This is a genomic window from Vibrio makurazakiensis, from assembly GCF_050337375.1.
Lineage (GTDB): Bacteria > Pseudomonadota > Gammaproteobacteria > Enterobacterales > Vibrionaceae > Vibrio > Vibrio makurazakiensis.
On the sequence record NZ_JAKJSW010000245.1, the window covers coordinates 1 to 5,811 of the forward strand.

7 protein-coding genes and 1 pseudogene are annotated in these 5,811 nt (G+C 42.8%); 5 read left to right on the top strand and 3 right to left on the bottom strand.

Annotated elements, in window-relative coordinates; genetic code table 11:
• Nucleotides 1-84: 84 nt before the first annotated feature.
• A pseudogene (locus L4C33_RS19005) lies at nucleotides 85-228 on the top strand (thioredoxin-dependent thiol peroxidase); the annotation flags it as partial.
• A gap of 113 nt (nucleotides 229-341) precedes the next feature.
• Here the strand turns inward: L4C33_RS19005 and L4C33_RS19010 are convergent.
• Complete coding sequence (locus L4C33_RS19010) at nucleotides 342-1,409, bottom strand: AI-2E family transporter (protein WP_428813979.1); 1,068 nt, start codon at nucleotides 1,407-1,409, stop codon at nucleotides 342-344.
• Nucleotides 1,402-1,641: a sulfurtransferase TusA family protein gene (locus L4C33_RS19015; RefSeq protein ID WP_428813980.1), complete on the bottom strand. Its 240-nt coding sequence runs from the start codon at nucleotides 1,639-1,641 to the stop codon at nucleotides 1,402-1,404. The genes L4C33_RS19010 and L4C33_RS19015 overlap by 8 nt, the downstream gene beginning before the upstream one ends.
• Nucleotides 1,642-1,827: 186 nt before the next feature.
• On the opposite strand from L4C33_RS19015, the gene bepA reads away from it, so the two are divergent.
• The 4 genes from bepA (at nucleotide 1,828) to L4C33_RS19035 (ending at nucleotide 4,726) form a co-directional block, all read left to right on the top strand.
• Nucleotides 1,828-3,282 carry a beta-barrel assembly-enhancing protease gene (gene bepA / locus L4C33_RS19020; RefSeq protein ID WP_428813981.1) on the top strand — a complete coding sequence of 485 codons (1,455 nt, stop codon included), beginning with the start codon at nucleotides 1,828-1,830 and terminating at the stop codon, nucleotides 3,280-3,282.
• Between the two features lie 86 nt (nucleotides 3,283-3,368).
• Nucleotides 3,369-3,719 (top strand): arsenate reductase (glutaredoxin), encoded by a 351-nt coding sequence (gene arsC / locus L4C33_RS19025; RefSeq protein WP_428813982.1) that lies wholly within the window; start codon nucleotides 3,369-3,371, stop codon nucleotides 3,717-3,719.
• 6 nt (nucleotides 3,720-3,725) lie between these two features.
• Entirely contained in the window at nucleotides 3,726-4,301 is a 576-nt protein-coding gene (wrbA, locus tag L4C33_RS19030; RefSeq protein ID WP_428813983.1) for an NAD(P)H:quinone oxidoreductase, read from the top strand.
• The gene (locus L4C33_RS19035) at nucleotides 4,301-4,726 is read left to right on the top strand and encodes a DUF2069 domain-containing protein (RefSeq protein ID WP_428813984.1); all 426 of its coding nucleotides are present in this window, start codon (nucleotides 4,301-4,303) and stop codon (nucleotides 4,724-4,726) included. Before wrbA ends, L4C33_RS19035 begins: the two co-directional genes overlap by 1 nt.
• A 150-nt stretch (nucleotides 4,727-4,876) precedes the next feature.
• Here L4C33_RS19035 and L4C33_RS19040 read toward each other — a convergent pair.
• Nucleotides 4,877-5,811, bottom strand: a 935-nt coding sequence (locus L4C33_RS19040) for a DUF2066 domain-containing protein (RefSeq protein ID WP_428813985.1), incomplete at its 5' end; no start/stop codon positions are given.

Genomic DNA, 5,811 nt, shown 5'->3' on the forward strand with positions numbered 1-5,811 from the left:
AGTTAACTTAACTTACTGTTAAAGTTAGATATTGTCACAATCGTCAAATTCTATGTCTTAAATTTTTCTCAAGGGTATATGGTCATGGGGAAAGTATACGACGGTCTGCACCGCATCAGTTTCCTAATCAATGAAGAAGGCGTAATTGAGCACGTATTCAATAAGTTCAAAACTAAAACGCACCATGAAGTGGTTCTTGACTACTTTAATCAACAAAGCGCTGACTAACGCTTATTGCCGTAAGCGCTAACAGTTTAGAAGCGTATAAATAATAAAAGCCCGAACTGAATGACCAGTTCGGGCTTTTTAATTGATGAGCGCTTAGTGCTGCTACTTAACTATTATTCGGTCAAGTGTGGCTCTTCACTACTTGGTAGGGCATTCCAAACAGCTTTCACCAATGTCGCAAGTGGAATAGCGAAGAAGACGCCCCAGAATCCCCACAATCCGCCAAACACTAATACAGCTACGATTATCGCAACAGGGTGAAGGTTAACCGCTTCTGAAAATAATACTGGAACCAGTACGTTACCATCTAATGCTTGAATAATGCCGTAGGCCAGTAATAGCCAGTAGAAAGGAGGCGTTAATCCCCATTGGAATAAACCAACTATTGCAACGGGAACCGTTACAGCTGCTGCCCCGATATAAGGAATTAATACCGAAAGCCCTACCGCAACCGCAAGCAATGCCGAATAACGTAAATCGAGAATAGCGAACGTAACGTAGCTGACACCACCAACGATTAATATCTCCACGACTTTACCACGAATGTAGTTCGAGATTTGTTGGTTCATTTCAACCCAAACTTTAGTCGCCAAACGTCGGTTCTGAGGTAATACACCACTCGCCATACCAATCATTTCGTCTTTATCTTTAAGTAAGAAGAAGATCAAAAGAGGCACTAAAATCAAGTAAACAGCTAGTGTTGCAATACTGACTAATGAAGCAAGTGAGCCCTTAACAACACTTTCACCCATACCCAAGACTTTGTTTTTCGCATTTGAAACAATGGACTCAACAATCTGTAGGTTAGCAAGCTCAGGGTAACGTTCTGGGATCGTTGCGATAAAGCTTTGCAAGCCACCGTACATACTTGGAATATCATTGATTAGGTTACCAATTTGATGCCAAATAGTCGGCACCAAACCAAATAAAGCCAATAACACTAAACTGAAAAACAACATAATTACCAGCATAACTGCTGGTGTTCTTGGAATGCCGATTCGTTGCATTTGGGCAACAGGCCACTCCAACAGATAAGCCAAAACAATAGCAACCAACAGTGGCGCAATCAGGTGACCGAAAAAGTAAATCGTTATAAAGCCGAATAGAATGATGGCAACCAAACTGACAGCATGTGGATCGGAGAAACGTCGTTTATACCAACGATTGATCATTTCAAGCATTTGACTGCAATTCCTTTTTAATAACCTTGAGGTGGAAGTAATCGAGATTAGCTTCGCTATCGACACTAAAAGAGTGCCTAGATAAGAAGTTCATTGTGTCCTGCATAGAGCTTTTATCCGAGATATAAATATCTAAGGATTGACCTACTTCTAACTTTGCAGTGTGACGTTTGGCTAATAATAGCGCCATTGGACAACGTTCAGTGCGTAAATCAAGAATATTAGGTTCCATTCTTTTGCTCGATGCTTATTATAAGAAGCTCATTGTAATGTGTTTTTGAAAATGAGGCACCTTTCTATTTTCTAGCACATACAATCAAGATAATGTGCGTCAATGACAAACTCTTAATATATATAAGAAACCATTTAGCATTGCCCTTGTCTTAATGTCAGAAGAAACGGAGTACCACTGACCAATATGTTAAAACGCACACGCTCTCTTGTTTGCCTTTGTATCGCAGCGGCATTAAGCACCCCATTACCGACAAGCGCCAATACGACTGACTTGCCTGATATCGGCACAGCAGCTGGCGGAACGCTCACTATAGATCAAGAACTTATCTATGGTGACGCTTACATGCGAATTCTTAGAAACAGCCAACCTATCGTCAATGACCCAGTAATCAATGAATACGTGACGAACCTTGGGCATAGGCTAGTAGCGAATGCCAATGATGTAAAAACACCATTTCAGTTTTTCATGATCCGCGATCGTAACATCAACGCATTCGCATTCTTTGGTGGATACGTTGCATTGCATTCAGGTCTGTTTTTGCACGCTCAATCAGAAAGTGAAATAGCTTCGGTTATCGCCCACGAAATTGCCCATGTCACGCAGCGACATCTAGCTCGTAGTATGGAAGACCAAGCAAGGCGTTCGCCTGCAACGATGGCAGCACTGGTTGGCGGTATTTTATTAGCGATTGCAGCTCCAGAAGCCGGAATTGCCGCCATTACCGCGACTACCGCTGGCAATATGCAAAGCCAAATTAACTACACCCGCAGCAATGAGAAAGAAGCCGATCGTTTTGGTATTAATACATTGGCTAAGGCTGGTTTTGACGTACAAGCCATGCCTCGATTTTTCGGCCGCTTAGCCGATGAATATCGCTATGCAAGCACACCTCCGCCAATGCTATTAACTCACCCATTACCAGAAGACCGTATTACCGATTCTCGTGAGCGAGCAAGGTCATATCCACCTCTTAAGCTAGCACCATCACTGGATTACCATCTAGCAAGAGCTCGAATTGTTGCTCGCTATGCGGGAATCGACAACGATGCAGCACTTGATTGGTTCCAGCGCAAAGGTAAGAAAGCACCAGCATCGATTAACTCTTCGTTCGAATATGGGAAAGCATTGGTCTACCTAGACTCAAAGCAGCTTGATAAAGCACAGCTTATTCTAGATAAGTTAATTCAAAATGACCCGCTCAACTTATTCTATCTGGATGCAATTTCTGATCTGCATATCGCCCAAAAGAACCCTGAAATAGCGGTAAAGGAGCTTAAGTCGGCATTAACGAGAAAACCAAATAATGCTGTCTTGACCATCAACTATGCGAATGCATTGCTAGAAGATGAGAAGTTTGACGAGAGTATTCGTGTACTGCAGCGCTATACACATGATCGCCCACAAGACACTAATGGTTGGCACTTACTTTCCAAAGCAAATATTAGCCAAGCAAATAGTGATGAAGATTTGGCAGCTCGAGCTGAAATACTCGCACTGCAAGCCAATTGGAACAAAGCGATTCAATACTATACCCAAGCGAGCCAAATAGCCGAACTAGGCAGCCTGAAGCAAGCAAGGTACGATGCAAGAATAGACCAACTTATGGTGCAGCGTGACCGCTTTATGTCACTGCAATAATAAGTTAGATACAAAATAGGAAAGCTGCTCAATTGAAGCAGCACTAAAACAAAATAATAATCTCAGCCAAATTATAGGAAATTGTCATGTCAGTCGTGATTTACCACAACCCAAGATGTTCTAAAAGCCGCCAAACTCTTGCTGTTCTTGAAGAAAATGGCGTTCAACCAGAAGTTGTAAAATACTTAGAAGCACCGTTGTCAGTAGAGCAGCTAAAAACATTATTCTCTCAACTTGGTTTTGCAACTGTACGTGAAATGATGCGCACTAAAGAAGCGGACTACAAAGCAGCAAACCTAGGTGATGCTTCGGTTACTGATGAAGAGTTATTTAAAGCAATGGCTGACAACCCTAAACTTTTTGAACGCCCTGTTGTTGTAGCAAATAACAAAGCAAAAATAGGTCGACCACCAGAGCAAGTATTAGAGATTTTGTAACTCATAATGAACGTGAAAATCCTTGTTCTCTACTATAGCCGTCATGGCAGTACTCGCGCGCTAGCTAGACAGATTGCGCGAGGTATCGAGTCGACTCCCAACTGTGAGGCGGTAATACGCACGGTAGAAGAAATTGCACCTACGGCTTCTCCATCAGAAGAAGCCATTGCAACATTATCTGATCTTAAAGAGTGTGATGGTTTGGCTCTTGGCAGTCCAGTTTGGTTTGGCAATATGTCAGGCTCAATGAAACACTTTTGGGACTCTACAACCTCATTGTGGGTTAACGGCGATCTTATCGATAAGCCAGCGTGCGTGTTTACCTCTTCAGCATCTATGCATGGCGGACAAGAAACGACGCAACAAAGTATGATGACCCCGTTACTTCACCACGGAATGCTCATTTTAGGCATCCCCTACTCAGAGCCAACACTGCATACCACTCAGTCGGGCGGTACACCTTACGGTGCAAGTAGTACAGGGCATGCATCTACATTAACGAAAGAAGAAATTGAGCTCGCACAGAAGCTAGGTAAACGCCTTGCACGCGTTGCGCGTAACCAAAAGGAAATGGAGCCTTAATGGAGATGTCACCAAGAACCAAACAGTTTCGATTTTTGGCGCTGTTCGGCAACGTATCACTACTGGCTTGGGTATTAATTTGGCAACTGGGGCTTTCACCGCACCCACACCTTAGCAGTATGGCACTAGCGATAGCTTGGGCAATACCATTGCTACTGCCACTACCCGGTATTTTGGCAGGTAAACCCTATACTCACGCTTGGGCAAACTTCGTCTTAATGCTGTATTTCCTACATGCTCTAACCATTTTTTATATTGATGGCGGTGAGCGCATGTTGGCAGTCATTGAGCTTGCTCTGACGAGCTGTGGTTTCGCTGGTAATATCCTGTATACCAGAGCACGAGGTAAAGAACTGGGATTAAAACTCCCACTATTATCTAAAGTAGAGAAACAAGAAAAAGCTAAGTTTGATGGTGAATCTTAGACTTTTATTTAACTCGTATATCATGCCTAGTTCAGTGTAGATCTACACCCGATGTTGATTTTAGATATAAAAAAACGCGCCAATTAAGCGCGGTTTTTTCATGTTTGAAGCAAACTATTCTTGATCTAACGTTATACTTAGAATCAATAACTAAGACTTAGTCCACTGATAGTTCAAGGCCGCTTGTTCAGGGGCAAGTTCTACTGTGACTTCACCATCGATAGCACCACTTTCAACATTTAGCTGAGCTGCTTCATCGTTAGTTGTCACTGCTGGTTCACCGACCGTAGACGCTAATTGGTCTTGTGTAGTGACAACCCCTTGCTTTAACACTGTAACAGGCGCAACCGAAGCTTCTGTGTGAGAGTCAATTTTCACTGGCTCTACCGACACACTATTCACTTGTTGCTCAAGCTCTGGGGCAATTTCTTCGGTCACATCTAACAATTCGACTTTCGATAACTGACGAATACGTCTTAGTTCAGCAGTAAACTCCTCAGGTGAAGAGAGTAAGTGTACTTTAAACGTCACTTGGTTATTTTGAATATTAAGAATGTCTAAACTTGCTACTGAGTTCAGCGCTTTTAAACCATTCTCTAGTTCGAAGAAGTCTTGCGCGTCCTGAACATTAACAATATTCACCAACTGAGACTCTGATGATTCTCCGGCAACAGTTACCGCACTCTTATTCGCGTAGTAATCACTTACTTCATCAATCAAACGCTTTGCTTGAACTTGTGTATTGCCAGAAGCAGAACCAGTAATCGGAGCTTTGGGAGAGTCCACTAGTAGATTCGGTTTTTGATCGTACAGTGTCCAACGTAAACCTTGACGCTGTGCACGGATAACTAAAACCGCATCAACTGGGTAACGTTTACTCGACGCACTAATTGGCCCAACAAACGATCCCCATAGATCAGAAACTTCAATGCCAGTAATGTCGTCAAAGTCACCAACGGGTAATGTTAAAGGCAACCCTCGACGAGTCGCATTATCTAACAGACCAACACGCAGCGTTGAATTCGAGTGCTCCCACGCAATCGTACGGTCATAGTTTTTATCTTCAACTAACCAAACTAAAATAT